Annotated in this window: 12 protein-coding genes; 5 read left to right on the top strand and 7 right to left on the bottom strand. The window is 45.9% G+C overall.

Features of this window, described 5'->3' with window-relative positions:
- Positions 1 to 35: 35 nt before the first annotated feature.
- The 4 genes from ABIC22_RS22265 to rarD all read right to left on the bottom strand — a co-directional run bounded on the left by ABIC22_RS22265 (position 36) and on the right by rarD (position 6052).
- Positions 36 to 2024 carry a hydantoinase B/oxoprolinase family protein gene (locus ABIC22_RS22265; protein ID WP_354483843.1) on the bottom strand — a complete coding sequence of 663 codons (1989 nt, stop codon included), beginning with the start codon at positions 2022 to 2024 and terminating at the stop codon, positions 36 to 38.
- Positions 2021 to 4066: a hydantoinase/oxoprolinase family protein gene (locus ABIC22_RS22260; RefSeq protein ID WP_354483841.1), complete on the bottom strand. Its 2046-nt coding sequence runs from the start codon at positions 4064 to 4066 to the stop codon at positions 2021 to 2023. Before ABIC22_RS22260 ends, ABIC22_RS22265 begins: the two co-directional genes overlap by 4 nt.
- Positions 4067 to 4082: 16 nt before the next feature.
- Complete coding sequence (locus tag ABIC22_RS22255) at positions 4083 to 4835, bottom strand: FCD domain-containing protein (protein WP_354483839.1); 753 nt, start codon at positions 4833 to 4835, stop codon at positions 4083 to 4085.
- A 338-nt stretch (positions 4836 to 5173) separates the two neighbouring features.
- Positions 5174 to 6052 carry an EamA family transporter RarD gene (rarD, locus tag ABIC22_RS22250; protein WP_110823011.1) on the bottom strand — a complete coding sequence of 293 codons (879 nt, stop codon included), beginning with the start codon at positions 6050 to 6052 and terminating at the stop codon, positions 5174 to 5176.
- Positions 6053 to 6705: 653 nt separating this feature from the next.
- On the opposite strand from rarD, the gene ABIC22_RS22245 reads away from it, so the two are divergent.
- Positions 6706 to 7107, top strand: a complete 402-nt coding sequence (locus ABIC22_RS22245) for a VOC family protein (protein ID WP_354483836.1) — start codon at positions 6706 to 6708, stop codon at positions 7105 to 7107.
- A gap of 83 nt (positions 7108 to 7190) precedes the next feature.
- Here ABIC22_RS22245 and ABIC22_RS22240 read toward each other — a convergent pair whose 3' ends face one another.
- Positions 7191 to 7823 (bottom strand): GntR family transcriptional regulator, encoded by a 633-nt coding sequence (locus ABIC22_RS22240; protein WP_354483834.1) that lies wholly within the window; start codon positions 7821 to 7823, stop codon positions 7191 to 7193.
- A gap of 310 nt (positions 7824 to 8133) precedes the next feature.
- Here ABIC22_RS22240 and garR point away from each other — a divergent pair, with 310 nt between their 5' ends.
- The 4 genes from garR to ABIC22_RS22220 all read left to right on the top strand — a co-directional run bounded on the left by garR (position 8134) and on the right by ABIC22_RS22220 (position 13492).
- The gene (gene garR, locus ABIC22_RS22235) at positions 8134 to 9042 is read left to right on the top strand and encodes a 2-hydroxy-3-oxopropionate reductase (protein WP_127536913.1); all 909 of its coding nucleotides are present in this window, start codon (positions 8134 to 8136) and stop codon (positions 9040 to 9042) included.
- Positions 9029 to 10471, top strand: a complete 1443-nt coding sequence (locus ABIC22_RS22230; RefSeq protein ID WP_127536912.1) for a four-carbon acid sugar kinase family protein — start codon at positions 9029 to 9031, stop codon at positions 10469 to 10471. The genes garR and ABIC22_RS22230 overlap by 14 nt, the downstream gene beginning before the upstream one ends.
- Positions 10472 to 10594: 123 nt before the next feature.
- Positions 10595 to 11914: a gluconate:H+ symporter gene (locus ABIC22_RS22225; RefSeq protein ID WP_354483832.1), complete on the top strand. Its 1320-nt coding sequence runs from the start codon at positions 10595 to 10597 to the stop codon at positions 11912 to 11914.
- A gap of 216 nt (positions 11915 to 12130) precedes the next feature.
- Positions 12131 to 13492 (top strand): TolB family protein, encoded by a 1362-nt coding sequence (locus tag ABIC22_RS22220; RefSeq protein ID WP_354483830.1) that lies wholly within the window; start codon positions 12131 to 12133, stop codon positions 13490 to 13492.
- Between the two features lie 145 nt (positions 13493 to 13637).
- On the opposite strand, the gene ABIC22_RS22215 is transcribed toward ABIC22_RS22220, so the two are convergent.
- On the bottom strand, positions 13638 to 13874 hold the full coding sequence (locus ABIC22_RS22215) for a hypothetical protein (RefSeq protein WP_354483828.1): 237 nt from the start codon (positions 13872 to 13874) through the stop codon (positions 13638 to 13640).
- A gap of 111 nt (positions 13875 to 13985) precedes the next feature.
- Complete coding sequence (locus tag ABIC22_RS22210) at positions 13986 to 14756, bottom strand: alpha/beta hydrolase (protein WP_483312561.1); 771 nt, start codon at positions 14754 to 14756, stop codon at positions 13986 to 13988.
- Positions 14757 to 14797 lie beyond the last annotated feature (41 nt).

Raw genomic sequence — 14797 nt, 5'->3', positions numbered from 1 at the left:
TGGTTTAATATTCATACACGTTCACATTTGCAGGCTTACGTACGACCGGCTCCATGCAGTCCGATGTTGTTCCTTAATCCACTCACGGTGGACGCAATTTCCTCTGTTGTCACAGACAGTCCATCGGCATGCTTTTGTTCCAAAATATCCATCGTACGGCGCTTCAGGTAATCCCGAAGAGCAAGCGGATATTCCTTTAACGCTTGTCCCAACGTCAGCTGCATCTCATCGCTCCAGATGGCTTCGAATTGGTCTCTGGTTGGACCATAACTGAAATCTTCCGCATTAATCTGCATAGTCGCCCGCAGTGATTGCGTTTCGGACTCGTCAATATTCGTGCCCTTCACCACGACGCCATAAAGTTCACGTGCTTTTGCAATGGAAAGCAAACCGCTTCGAACGTCTGCGAGCACAGACTGGACATTTCGGTTTAACGGATCTCCATATCCTCCTCCTCCTTGGGACAGGAAGGTCACCGTATCGCCGGGTTGCAGCAGCAGTTCGTCAATTCGACCAAGGTCTCTCTCATCGAGAAGCCCCTCATTCAGAATAGCCTCTCCATGCGTTCCGACATCGCCGCCCATTCGGCCCCAAGGCTGAAATTCCATGCGCTCCATGTTGCGTGCCGTCATAACCGTGTCTGGTGTGACGACTCTAACCCGCAAGGCGATCCCGCTTCCGCCGCGATATTCCCCGGCGCCCGCGGAGTCTTCGCGAAGCCCGTAATGCTCAATGAGGACTGGCATTTCGGCCTCCACCGTTTCTGCCGGAATGTTGCGCAGATGACCAACAGCGAAATCCATACCGTCAATGCCGTCTTTCATTGGTCTTGCTCCGGAACCACCGCAGATTGGCTGGATAACCCCAACCTTTTTCTTTCCGTCATTTGCATCCGTCATTGCCATCATGACGATACAGGCTTGGCCTGCTCCGGCCGCAGGCACTTTACTGACCTCGGCTTTGCTAAGAGCACCCGTAATCACGTCCATCAGACGGATAAACGTGGCTGCTCGTGCGCCGACAGCGGCCATCGGTTCCGGATTCAGCACCGAGGCTGGTGGCGCGTAATTGCTCACCATGCGGATCATGCCGGAGTTCCATGGAATTGTCGGGTCCAGGGTGCGGAAATAGCGAATCAACGCAGGTACTAACATGTAGTGGCCTTGCTGATTATGCGTCGGAATATTAAACGAAGCCCGGACCTGAGGGTCGGTGCCGCTGAAATCAAGATGAATGTTGCTATCTTCGATTGTCATTTTGCATCGTAAACGGATTGGATAGCCTCCTGGTCCCTTTTCGAGATAATCCCAGAAATCGTAAGCTCCATCCGGAATCTCACGAACGATGGCTCGAGCCTTCATTTCGGCATATTCGAGCAATTGCTCGATGCCCTGCTCAATCCGTTCCACGCCATAACGCGCGATCAGTTCGGCAAGTCGCTGTTCCCCCCGATTCAAGGCTGCCATCAGCGCCTTGAGATCCCCAAGGTTTTGCTCTGGAATCCGGCTGTTATCCAGAAACATTCGCATAACCTGCTCGTTTAACACGCCTGCTTCATATAACTTGACTGGGGCGATGCGTATGCCTTCCATATGAATATCGTATGCACTTGGAGAGACACTTCCAGGTACCTTACCGCCAACATCGGATGAATGAACGAAACACATCCCATAGGCAATGATTCGCCCCTCGTGGAAGTAGGGCTTAATGAGATGAATGTCTGGAAGATGGGTTACCATGCCTTTGGTCGCATAAGGATCATTGCAGATGACCAAGTCCCCTTCCTGCCAATCCTTAATGCTGCGTATCGTTGCTTCTGCAGGAATACCGAGCGATAGGTTATACCCTGTTTCCAGCGGTGAACCAAACGTTTCTCCTGAAGGAGACAACAGATAAGTACCGAAATCACCGGTCTCTTTGACAAAAGCGGTAAATCCCGTTCGCAGAACGACGTTTGCCATCTCTTCGACTGCCGCTTGGATTCGATTGTTGAAAATTTCCAGAAACACCTTGTCCGCGATCATTCCGTCGCCTCCCCGATCAGATTGCCGTGCGCATCCCTTCTTACGTTATAACCTGGAGGAACAAAAATGGTCGTATCGTATTCCTCCACAATGACCGGGCCCGGAATACTTGCTTCCAGCGGGATCTGTTCTCTAGTTAGCACTTTCGCCGTTCTCCGCGCATGATCGAACGTTATCGTTCGTTCCTCTGCTCCTCCGCCATGACTGACTTGGGCATACGAATCCACGCTTCCATGGCTTGGTACGATGCCGACAATTGTCGCCCGCAGGCTGATGAACATCACTTCGGATTCCGGCTGGCTGATTCCGAACACATTATGATAGAACGCATGGAACTTCTCCTTGGCCTGTTCAGGATTGGCAATCTCCTCCTGCGTTAGGGCAATCTCCAGATCAAAGGCCTGTCCTTCGTATCGCATATCGGCACTATAGAGACAGTAGACGCTCTCGAGTTCAACACCGCCCCGGGCCTCTTCCTCTACCCAGCTTCGCCCCTGCTGCTCCAGATCTGCATAAAAGGAGGCCAATTCTCCACTGTCTAATGCATGGCTGCTCTTGTGCAGCGATAGGACAAAGTCGTTTCGGAGATTTGCCACCGTGCAACCCATGGCACAAAGTGTTCCAGGAGCAGGTGGCACAAGTACACGCCGGATCCCGACTTCCCTGGCCATCAGAAACGCATGCATTGGTCCCGCTCCTCCGTAAGCCAGCAGTGTGAAATCACGCGGATCAACACCCTTACGAGCCATTAGTGGCGAAAATTGGGCGTACATGTTCGCTGTGGCCACATCCAGAATCGCTTGTGCGGTCTGTGATGCGTCAAGTCCTAGCTTCGTGCCGACCGTGTTCAGTGCACGTTCTGCGAGCTCTGGATGGAGTTTCATCTGACCACCAAGGAAACGATCTGCCTGCAAAATGCCAAGCTGCAGGTAAGCATCCGTCGTTGTCGGTTCCTCGCCACCTCGGCCGTAACACGCAGGTCCCGGATAGGCGCCGGCGCTGCGTGGACCAACCTTGAGCACACCGACGCTGTCCAGCCATGCAACCGATCCACCTCCTGCGCCAATCGCCGTAACGTCAACTGCCGGCAAAATGACCGGAAAATCACCGACTTTGTTTTCCGTGGAATACGCTGGCTCCTTGTCAATTAAAGCCACATCCACACTTGTACCGCCCATGTCGAACGTGATCACCTGATCAATGCCGGCCTTCCGGGCAATATGCGTCGCTGCGATGACACCTGAAGCAGGACCCGAGAGCAGGGTGCGAACAGGTTCACTCGCAGCACTTGCCGCTGTCATAATGCCACCGTTGGACATCGTGGAGAGCAGATTTGCTTTTAAACCGTACTGATGAATGCCTTCCTGCAGCCTGACAAAGTACGAACCCATGCGTTCTCCCACATATGCATTCATGGCCGTTGCAAGTGTCCGCTCGAATTCACGCTGCTGCGGCCAGATGGCACTACTGCGGCAAATGAACAACTGCGGATGCCGTTCCCTGATCATCTCTTCGGCTTCCTTCTCATGAGCAGGGTTAGCGTAAGAGTGCATAAAGCTGATCGCGAGTGCGGTAATGCCTTCGTCCACCAATTCATCAACCGCCTGCATCAGCTGATCTTTGTTAAGTGGTTGCAGTATGTCTCCACTAGCTAGCGCCCGTTCTTCAATTTCTTTGACGAGATATCTCGGTACGAGCGCCTCCGTTTTATCACCGTACAGGTTCGTCGTATCCTCCAGGCGAAGTCTTCGAATTTCGAGAATGTCCCGAAAGCCCTGGGTTACGATTAGTCCGGTTACAGCTCCATTGCGTTCGATCAACGTGTTCACACCTAGCGTCGTGCCATGCACAAACAAATCGATATCGCCAATGTCCACACCTTGTTCCTGAAGCTGATCCAATGCATTAAAAATAGCCCGTTCTGGCGCTTCTGCGATAGATGGCGTTTTCAGTGCAGCCACCATCCTGCCTTGCCGATCCGTCACCAGTGCGTCCGTGAACGTGCCTCCGATGTCGATACCCAAGCGATAGTTTTTGTCCACAAGTTCATCTCCTTTTTCAACGCGCTTCCTCGATGTTTAATATCTGGTTTTTTATAGCAAAATAACGTTTGACATCTTCGATCATCTGATTGATATGATTGACCATGGCCGCTTCGGCATCTTCCGGGGACCGTGATATGATGGCATCCAGGATTTGACGATGATCCACCACCAATTCACTCCCAACAGTGCGCCGAATATACGCAGTCTCCAGAAAGTCTCTGCTGGTGTCCCATACCAATTCCACGGCATGGCGCAAAAATTGGTTCTGGGCGGCAAAGGCGAGCAACCGGTGGAATTCCCGATCTTCCTCATAAGGTATGATATTTTGCTCCAATTTCCGATGCTGCTCCTTAATGGATTGTTCGAGCAGATGGATATATTCTTTTGTGGCATGTTCTGCTGCCAACGAAGCAATCTCCCGTTCAAGCGCTTTTCGTGCAACAAGAATGTCAAGAAGCGCCTTTTCCCCAGAATGGTTCAGCGTTTGCATCAGGCGTGAGTTAGCATTTTTCTGCTGCAGCTCCCGTTCAATTAACTTCAGCCGTTCTGAACCCGCTTCGGTCAAAATACGACCTTTCCTGCCTTCCAGAGCCGTATATCCTTCAACGTCCATTTCCATTAGCCGTCTGCCTATCGTTGCCTGGCTTAATCCGTATTTTTTGCCTAACGTATGAACGAGTGTACTTGCACCGATTGGAGCAGTTGCATCCTGAAGTTGCTTCAGCAGGTCGTACTCCAATTCCAATTCATATAACTCTGGAGCCACATGTTCCCCTCCTATGTATGTAAGTTTCACTTTCTTGTTACTCACTGATGATTAACGTAATTAACAGAAGTATATCTTCTATCGAACATAATATCAATCATTCAGACCAAATTAGTATGGATTAAATTTAATATTTTGACGTCCAGAATTGTGTAGTGACGACTCTCTCAAAAAATCAGTGTGTTTTTTCAAGGGCAACTTCCCCGTCATTCAATTGAAGTTGAAATTATCCTAATAATTATGGAGGATTCTGCCGCATAAAGGAAATAAACAGAAAAAGGCCACTTCCATCCATTGGACGGAAATGGCCATGATGACAAAACCAATCTCCCCTGCCATCAGCTCGCTTTCGCGAGTTTCGTGCCACGTACTGATGATATCGCATATACGATCAGTGAAGTCCAGATCAACGCGAACCCAACAAGGAGAACCGGCGATACTGATTCCTTAAATACAAATATGCTTAGGAACAGCATGATGGTTGGCCCGATGTATTGTACGAATCCGAGTGTGGACAGCGACATCCGTGCAGCAGCACGCGCAAAAAATAACAGCGGCAGCGCTGTTACCACGCCAGAAAGAAGCAGGCCGATGAACATAGACGAAGACAGCGTCCATGCAGTCGATTCTCCTACGACCGCCAAATAGATCCAGTAGCCTAGCGCGATGGGCAGCACTACAGCCGTCTCCGACAACAAGCCTACAGAAGCGTCTTGCACCGTTTTTTTCTTCGCAAGTCCATACAAGCCAAACGATGCAGCCAGCGAGATCGCGACCCATGGAAAACGACCATAGTCGATGGCGATAATGAGCACCGCGGCACCAGCGATAGCAATGGCGAGCCACTGACCGCGGTTTGGCTTCTCATGAAGGAAAACAACGGCTAGCAATACGTTTAGCAGTGGGTTCAGATAGTAACCAAGACTTGTCTCAACAACGTGCCCATTGTTGACCGCCCAGATGAAAATAAGCCAATTCACTGCAATCAACAGTCCACTTGTGGCGAGCGATAACAGCTGTGACCGATTAGCAGCAATCCGCTTCATATCACCCCAGCGGCGCTGGACAGCCACGAGAATACCCATGAAGACAAACGACCAGACGACACGGTGGGACAGAATCTCGCCTGCTGGCACATCGTTGAACAATTTCCAATAGAGTGGAAGAACCCCCCACATGATATAAGCAATTATAGCGTTGACTAACCCGTTGTTCATGAATCCAATTCTCCTCTTCTATCTCTGATGTCAGAACGGATTATACGCCTTGATCCCAAGCTAAGTAAAGGAAATAATAAGGCATGTAGCAAGCCACGCTCTTGACCTTCCCTCCAGGTATCTTGCAAAGAACATATCAAAAAGCAACCGATTGTTAGCCAGCTGCTCTCATGAAATGTTGCTGAGTCACTAATAATACGATAAGTGAAAAAATACAGCTTGTTATTGCAATGATGATCTGAATACAAGTGAACGAGATTTTTTCCAGAACATTTCTTCTCTTTTTTTGACTAAAATACGAGTAAATTAACACAGTAATCACAACAGGCAAATATTGATGAAGGTCCGGTCCCTCCCTACTCGGTAATACTTTATGAATATATCCACCTATAGTCTCGTCAATAATCATAAAACTATATATAATTCCGATGATCGCAGAAATAAAAAACGAAAAAGCTACCTGAACTAGACCTTTATTATGAGTGATAGGACCCCGTTTTCGGTGTAAGTCTTTTATCATAAACGATTACTAACCTCCTCCTTTTTATTGATCCCTCCTTACTTTACCACAGTCTTCCAATTCATGCTGTCTTGGGAAGCCGCAGTAGGGTATAGTAAGTATAGTTCGAAATATATTCCAGGAGGGTACAGCCATGTCACAGGATATCTGGATTAACCTGCCAGTCAAAGACGTTGAGAAATCAACTGCTTTTTTTAATGAGATTGGATTCCATGCGGTAAGCGTTGGTAGCGAAAGAGCCAAGCTTACCATCGGTCAAACCACCATTCTGCTGTTCCCGGATACGGCGTTCGAGAAATTTACAGGTTCAACCATCGCAGATACTTCCCATAGTGCAGAAGTCATATTCTCAATTGGTGCTGATAGCAGAGAAGAAGTCGATGCTTTTATTCAGAAGGTTGAAGTTGCCGGAGGAAGTATCTTTGGCAAACCAAGTGAAAATGAAGGCTGGATGTACGGTGCAGGATTTGCAGACCTGGACGGTCATCGGTGGAACCTGCTCTACATGGATGAGAACAAAATGCCGAAACGCTAATTGAAAAACGCCGGTAACCTTTATTAAGGTCACCGGCGTTTTCGTTATACCTCTTCACTCTTACCCTCTTGCCCTCTTGCCTCTTACTGATTGCTCATGACATGGAGATAAAAGTTCAGGTCGTTCTCCAGGTGCTTTTTCATCAACTCTTCGGCTTTCTCGCCGTCTCTGGACTTGATTGCATTATATATTTCTTCATGCTCATCAATCAGGTGAGGACGATTATAGATGACAACGGTTTTCCTGAACAGATAAATAATAGCCTGCATCCGGTCTATAATATCGATCATGAGCGGATTATTACTCGCTTTTACAATGTCATTATGGAAGCTTTCATTCGCGGACATAATCTCATCCTTGGTCCCGGATCTCCCGATTTCCACATACTTGTACAGTTCCTCAATCTCGTTGTCTTTCAGGAAATTCGCCGCGCATTTAGCTGAATACCCTTCCAACAATATCCGAACATTGAACAAATTACGTAAGTCCTTTTCCGTTGGCTTAACCACTTTCTTTTGAACAATTAATCCTTCGTTCTCCAGTTTTCGTATGGAATCCCTAATGGGCGTTCTGCTAACTCCAAGCTCTGCAGCTAGTTTCTCTTCAACGATCTTTGTACCGCTAGGAAGCTCACCGTTTAAGATCTTGTCTCGGAGAATTTCGTAACACTGATGATACGCCGGTCGTGAGCTATTATGGTCATGCACTAACTTCACCTCAGTTTCATTTCTCATCATAAATATAGTACCAAATTATGTTCATAAAATCATTCCAATAAACGATGGTAGGCAATAAAAGTATACGTAATTTCATTAATTGTATACAATTTTATATTTTAATGTATACAATTTTTAATTTTTAGTATACAATGAAAACGCAAACAACGATGTAAGCGGTTGCTGAATCAATCGTTTTATTTTCAGTAACTCAAGTTCACTTCAACGTTGTTTGAATCTAATCAGTGTACAGAACTCAATTCATAGGCATATAAGCCTTTCTTAGAAAAGTTATTAGGAGGAAAACATCATGGCAAAAAAAGTTGGTTTTATTGGACTCGGCATCATGGGGAAACCGATGGCTCTTAACCTCAGAAAAAAAGGACACGAACTAACCGTTAATGATCTGAATCAGGAAGCGGTTCAAATATTGGTAGAATCAGGTGCAGCTGCAGCTTCCTCACCTAGAGAAGTCGCTGAAAACTGTGAAATCATCATCACGATGCTCCCTGCATCCCAACATGTGCAAGCTGTAGTTTTGGGTGAACAGGGCATTTTATCCGGAGCCAAAGAAGGCTCGATTATTATCGATATGAGTTCCATCACTCCTGCTGTTTCCATTGCTCTTGCTGAAGAAGCTGCGAAAAAAGGCGTCGGCTTTTTGGATGCACCCGTTAGCGGCGGAGAACCTAAAGCGATTGATGGCACATTAGCCATTATGGTGGGCGGTAAAGAAAGCGTATTCGAACAAGCCAAGTCCGTATTGTTTGATATGGGAACGGCTGTCACCCTGGTTGGAGATAGCGGATGCGGAGTTACAGCGAAGCTCGCGAACCAAATCATCGTTAACTTGAATATTGCTGCGATGTCCGAAGCCCTTGTCCTGGCTGCCAAAGCGGGCATCGATATTGAGAAAATGTATCAGGCAATCCGAGGCGGATTAGCAGGCAGTGCTGTTCTGGATGCCAAAGTTCCGCTTATTCTGGACAGAAACTTTGCCCCGGGAGGCACGATTGCGATCAATATGAAAGATATTACGAATGTCATGGATACAGCTCACGAGATTGGAGTACCTCTTCCCCTTTCCAGTCACCTGTTGGAAATATTCCATGCCCTAAAAGTTGACGGGAAATTAATGAACGATCACGGCGGGATCGTACAGTATTATGAAAAATTAGCAAATGTCGAAGTTAGGGGTCTTGACCATGAAAACGAATAATCGGTCTGTTGAAGAAGTGTTCAGCAACATTCCTTCTGTGGATACCACTCTTGTCCATGAAATGATTGAAAAAGAGCTTCAACACTTTAATCACAAAATTATCGTGTTGGATGATGATCCAACTGGTGTCCAAACGGTACATGGTGTATCGGTCTATACGGATTGGTCGTTGGAAAGCATCGACAGAGGTTTTAAGGAAGAGAATTCGATGTTCTTTGTTCTCACCAACTCACGCGGATTTACTGCTGCAGAAACGACAAAAGCACACCAGGACATTGCTGCAAATATCGTAGCAGCTGCCAAGAAAAACAACCTTGAGTTCACCATTATTAGTCGTGGAGATTCCACACTTAGAGGCCACTACCCGCTGGAAACGGAAATACTGAAGGATACCGTTGAAGCCCAGTCAGATATCCGATTTGACGGTGAGATCATCCTTCCTTTCTTCAAAGAAGGCGGACGCTTCACGATCGATAATGTTCACTACGTGCAGTATGATACGGAACTGGTTCCTGCTGGAGAAACCGAATTCGCCAAGGACCGCACCTTTGGTTACACCAAGTCCCATTTGGGTGAGTGGGCTGAGGAAAAATCGAATGGTCAGTATAAAGCTGAACACATGACTTACATTTCGCTTGAAAGTCTGCGTGCCATGAACTTGGATCTGATTGAACAGCAGCTGTTGAACGTTGAAGGTTTTAACAAAGTTATTGTGAATGCAATCGACTATGCCGATGTACAGATCTTCACCATTGCTTTAATTCGAGCCATCAACCAAGGTAAACACTTGATGTTTAGAAGTGCTGCTGCCCTTACGAAGGTCATGGGAGGCGTTAGTGACAAAAGTCTGCTCACTCGTGATGAGATGATGAGTGATCACACAAATCATGGCGGACTAGTCATCATCGGATCCCATGTTAAGAAAACAACGGAACAGTTTGAAGAACTGAGAAAGTCCGGTGCAGTAGAATTTGTTGAATTTAATGTTCATCTTGTTCTGGAGCCCGATCAATTCGAGAACGAGCTTAATAGAGTTGTGGAGACTACCAACCAATTCATTCTTCAAGGTAAAAATGTGGCTGTCTATACCCGAAGAGAACGCTTGGATCTTGGAGAAGACAGAAAAGAAGAGGAATTAAAACTTTCCGTCAAAATTTCGGATGCCGTCACGAGTATTGTCAAACGGCTGGAAGTAAGACCATCGTATATCATTGCTAAAGGTGGAATTACCTCGAGCGATATTGGAACGAACGGCCTTGAAGTAAAACGAGCTACCGTTGCTGGACAGATTCGTCCAGGTATCCCCGTGTGGACAACAGGCAGTGAAAGTAAATTCCCGGGGATTTCCTATGTCATCTTCCCTGGTAACGTCGGTACCAAAACGGATTTGAGAGAAGTCGTTGAAATGTTGAGTACGAAATCATTCTAATTCAGTTTAGTATGGCCAGACTGTAAGGAGTAACACTGATGAATAAATATAACAAAAATCAATCGTGCACTCCTTACATTGTGGTCTCTTTGATCAAGCCAATATAGAAAAGAGGAAAAATATATGCCAATTATCTCTGTTACCATTGGGGTCATTTTACTGCTCATATTAATGATGGCTTTTAAGTTAAACGCTTTCATATCACTCATTATTGTATCCCTGGCGGTTGGCGTACTGGAAGGAATGACACCGATTCAAGCTGTCGAATCCATCGAATCCGGTCTGGGTGGGACGCTCGGACATTTAACGATGATTATTATTTTCGGAGGTATCCTCGGGAAACTAATGACTGATTCAGGTGGTGCCCAGCGTATTGCCACAACCATGATAGGTGCCTTCGGTCAAAAACGGACTCAGCTAGCGGCAGTTATTACGGCGGCTATTGTTGGAATCGCTTTATTCTTTGAAACAGGTGTAGTGGTATTAATTCCATTGGTATTTACCATCGCGAGAGCTGCACGCGTGCCAGTTCTGTATCTGGGAATGCCCGTTATTGCAGCGCTGATCACCATGCACGGATTCGTGCCTCCTCATCCTGGACCGACAGCCGTTGCTAACGTTTTTGGAGCCAACATCGGATTAACGATGATCCTGGGTATAATTATTGCGATCCCTGCCTTTATCCTTGCGGGTCCTGTTTACACCAAGCTGTTTAAAAAAGAAGCATTGCAGATTGATATCCCTAAAGGTCTATTTAATCCGAAGGAATTCAAAGAAGAAGAACTTCCTAAATTCGGAATCAGTCTTTTTACAGCTCTTCTACCGGTCATTTTGATCGCACTTCAAACCATTGTTGAGATTTTTGCTCCTGAATCAGCAATTTCGCCAGTAACGGACTTTATCGGTAATGCAAATGTCGCTCTGTTAATTTCAGTTATTGTGGCTATCTTTACTTTCGGGTTAAATCTGGGCAAAAAAATGCCTGAGATTATGACCTCACTGAGCGAATCTGTAAGCGGAATCGGAATGATCCTTTTAATCATCGCCGGTGGTGGTGCATTTAAGCAAGTTTTGATCGACAGTCATATTGACCAATATATTTCTGATCTCATGTCAGGCTCGACCCTCTCTCCACTCCTGTTAACCTGGCTGATCGCAGCAATCTTAAGAATTGCTGTCGGTTCTGCAACCGTAGCCGGTATGACAGCAGCTGGTATAGCCGCACCTCTGGTTGCTGCAACGGGCGTAAGTCCCGAATTGATGGTTCTCGCAGCGGGTGCCGGTAGCGTTACCTTCTCTCATGTCAATGATGCAGGATTCTGGATCTACAAGGAGTACTTCAATCTTAGTATCGGTAAAACGATAAAAACCTGGTCCGTCATGGTCACGATAATCTCACTTGTGGGACTTGCTGGTGTTCTGATTATGGATATGTTCATGTAAATCGTAAATAGGTAACGAAGTAATAAAGGCACGTTCTTATCAGAACGATGCCTTTATTTTGTGATCATACAATGAGAAGGCCATTGATATGCCATGTGCCTGTTATCTGTATTTATGTCCTCAAGCTTTATAACATAAGGTACGATAATAAATAATTCGCCCATTTACCATTCTTGAATATATTGTAGGAATTCGAATGGAAGGACGGATTGGCATATGAATCGTACTGATCGTGAAGCAATCCTTTTTAATTCTAATGTTGGGGGTGGTTCGTACGACATTTGGCTTTATCACGCTTTAACAGCTCGGACCATGAAGCTAACCCAGAATCTTGGTGAAGAGTTTTCAATTCCATATTGGTCCCCGGATCTTCAGCATATCGCCTTTATTGGCAAGAATAATACTGTGATGGTATTGAATCTTAACAGCAGAACATGGGCACAGATTGATCAAATTGAACCTTATACATTACTGAGCTGGTCACCGGATAGTCATTACTTGACTTATGTAAAGGACCATCGGATTGTGATCTACAATATCTACACGCATACCAGCGGCTCGATCGTTCAATATAGAGTCACCGATGTTCAATGGTTTCCCTCTGGAGAAGCTTTCCTGTATGCAGCACCAGATGAAGCAGGCATCACTCAATTATATAAGATCAACCGGGATGGCATGAACAAACAGCAATTAACTCGTAATACGGAGGGGCCACTCCACAATGTCAGAATATCTCCGAATGGAGAGTTTGCTCTATATACATCCCCAGGGGCCAGCATTTCCTTAATCACTACCGTGAATTTATCAACAGGAGTAAGCTCCCAACTCCAAGGTGGACCACAGGCCAAGAACTATTTTCCCGAATGGTCTCCAGACTCTGCGACAGTCGCATACAGCGCCACAGATATCGTGAATAATCAATACGTTTCATTCATCCAGACTGACAGCCGAGCTGGCGGGCAGCAAAAAACATGGGCGGTCTCCACCTGTTTCTCCACCCCGCTTAGTTGGTCTCCGGACGGGAAACGACTTGCATACTTATCAGGATGCAGCAATCAAGAACAAGCAGACGAAATTTGGGTTATTGATTTAGATCACCCTAATCATCCGACTAAAATTGTTGAAGCCAAGTGGATTACATCTCTAGCCTGGTCACCACAATTCCATGAACATGATTCCTATAAATTATACCTAAACCAGGTATACAAGGTATCCTTCTATTATCCGCGAAACTGGCGCAAAGTGACCGAAGAACGATTCGAAGGATCGGACGGATTTTTTCAGATATCGGCGATATCTTCCGAAGAGGAAATTCACGCAGTATGCAGAGCCGAAGCCTTCCATGTCCTGCAACCTTATGGAACCAATCCACGAATCTTTCCTGCATTGGTTCAAGCACAGGAAGCCTGTTTCATATTTCCTTCAGAAGACCAAGCCGTAGAAATGAGAAATCAGGCGGCACTTATTGTCAAATACCCTACGCCTGTTGTGATTCATGGAAGTACGTATTCCTATTTCATCTTGTGGGCCGATCAGGATCACTTAATCTCACTGGTAAAGACTTTGACTTTCATTTAACCTAAAAAAGAAAAGCTAATTTAAATAGAGGTGCAGAACGAAAACAGTGTTTTGCACCCCTGTACCAAGTACATCATCCTTGCCAATGAAATAGAAAAACCGCCTTAAAATAGGCGGCTGTTTTCTGTGAGGTATGTGATATGATCTACCTTGTGTACCTTTCAATATCGTTTATCTCAGAATGCGACTCTCTTCGATAATGATCTTCGTGCTGACGAACATCATTCTTTAACTTTACTACGAATCCCCATCCCATTAAGGCAAGTAAAAGTACAGTAATCAAGGCATAAGCGAAACTGAATAAATTCATGAAAAAATTAATAAAAATTGCACCCAGCATGAATCCCAAAATCCATAATACCCATTTTGTGCTCTTTTTCAACCATCTTCCTCCTTGAAGTGATTCCTTATTTTCCCTTCTATGTATCATAGTACATACGAAGGTAATTATAAATAGTTTCCAATCAAGGATTCGAAGATTCACAACTAGCTATTAGCGATTTATCTGGTTAAACCATGCTTCGAGTCCAGCTACTACTTCCTCCAATTGCTGTTCCTCAGTAATTGCTGGTGCATGATCTCCTTTTTGTTCCCCGTACGAGCCAAACTGCCCATGATTACCGCCTTTGATGCTTACATATGTCGTGTTTTGAGGAAGATTTATTTTGGATTCTTCCCATCGTTCGAAATTCAGCACTCCATCATCTGTACCAGTGATCTGTAAGGCTGACAAGTCCGTCTCCTTTAGGCTTCCACTCTCATCGGCGTAGGATGCTAAGTAAAAGACACCGTCCAGCGTGTCTGTGTGCTCGGCAGCATACCGTGATGCAAAAACTCCTCCCAGCGAATGGCCACCAATTACAAAGGCTTCGTCTGGATGTTCCTCAATAAAAGAATCCGCCTTGTTTTCCCCAAACATGGCCAAATTGAAAGGCATATCGGCAATATAGACTCTATGTCCTTCTTCTGCCAATTTTCTGGCAAACGGAGCATAACTGGCTGGTTCCACTAGACCTCCCGGATAAAAAATGATGTTAGGTTCCACGATCTCGGTACCCACCCGTTCAAACCGATAGCCATTTTTGATCTTATTGATGCTAACCTGACTATCCGGGTTCATGGCTGCTTCGGCTCTTTCCGACGGACTATACGTGACGGATTGGAGATAAACGAAAAGTCCGATCACAACTATAATTACGGATAGACAAGACCAAATGAGTACCTTTTTCCACTTGTTACTGCGTTTTGCTGTCTTCAACTTCATTCCACCTTTATTCATTACTCGTTTCATTTCATACAAATTAT

Source organism: Paenibacillus sp. PvP094, from assembly GCF_040546835.1.
Lineage (GTDB): Bacteria > Bacillota > Bacilli > Paenibacillales > Paenibacillaceae > Paenibacillus > Paenibacillus illinoisensis.
This window is presented reverse-complemented; position numbering and strand designations above follow the sequence as displayed.